Annotated in this window: 1 protein-coding gene; it reads left to right on the top strand. The window is 52.4% G+C overall.

From position 1 onward, the window contains the following. Positions 1 to 63 precede the first annotated feature (63 nt). A complete protein-coding gene (locus GV764_RS17065; protein WP_001067855.1) occupies positions 64 to 768 on the top strand; it encodes an IS6-like element IS26 family transposase in 705 nt (234 codons plus the stop codon). Positions 769 to 820 lie beyond the last annotated feature (52 nt).

Raw genomic sequence — 820 nt, forward strand, 5'->3', positions numbered from 1 at the left:
GGCACTGTTGCAAATAGTCGGTGGTGATAAACTTATCATCCCCTTTTGCTGATGGAGCTGCACATGAACCCATTCAAAGGCCGGCATTTTCAGCGTGACATCATTCTGTGGGCCGTACGCTGGTACTGCAAATACGGCATCAGTTACCGTGAGCTGCAGGAGATGCTGGCTGAACGCGGAGTGAATGTCGATCACTCCACGATTTACCGCTGGGTTCAGCGTTATGCGCCTGAAATGGAAAAACGGCTGCGCTGGTACTGGCGTAACCCTTCCGATCTTTGCCCGTGGCACATGGATGAAACCTACGTGAAGGTCAATGGCCGCTGGGCGTATCTGTACCGGGCCGTCGACAGCCGGGGCCGCACTGTCGATTTTTATCTCTCCTCCCGTCGTAACAGCAAAGCTGCATACCGGTTTCTGGGTAAAATCCTCAACAACGTGAAGAAGTGGCAGATCCCGCGATTCATCAACACGGATAAAGCGCCCGCCTATGGTCGCGCGCTTGCTCTGCTCAAACGCGAAGGCCGGTGCCCGTCTGACGTTGAACACCGACAGATTAAGTACCGGAACAACGTGATTGAATGCGATCATGGCAAACTGAAACGGATAATCGGCGCCACGCTGGGATTTAAATCCATGAAGACGGCTTACGCCACCATCAAAGGTATTGAGGTGATGCGTGCACTACGCAAAGGCCAGGCCTCAGCATTTTATTATGGTGATCCCCTGGGCGAAATGCGCCTGGTAAGCAGAGTTTTTGAAATGTAAGGCCTTTGAATAAGACAAAAGGCTGCCTCATCGCTAACTTTGCAACAGTGCC

The sequence above is a fragment of the Atlantibacter hermannii genome (genome assembly GCF_009907385.1).
In the GTDB taxonomy this organism is placed as follows: Bacteria; Pseudomonadota; Gammaproteobacteria; order Enterobacterales; family Enterobacteriaceae; genus Atlantibacter; species Atlantibacter hermannii_A.

Excerpts from the sequence above, each read along its gene's own strand:
- GV764_RS17065 (WP_001067855.1), top strand. The coding sequence starts at position 64 with ATGAACCCATTCAAAGGCCGGCATTTTCAGCGTGACATCATTCTGTGG.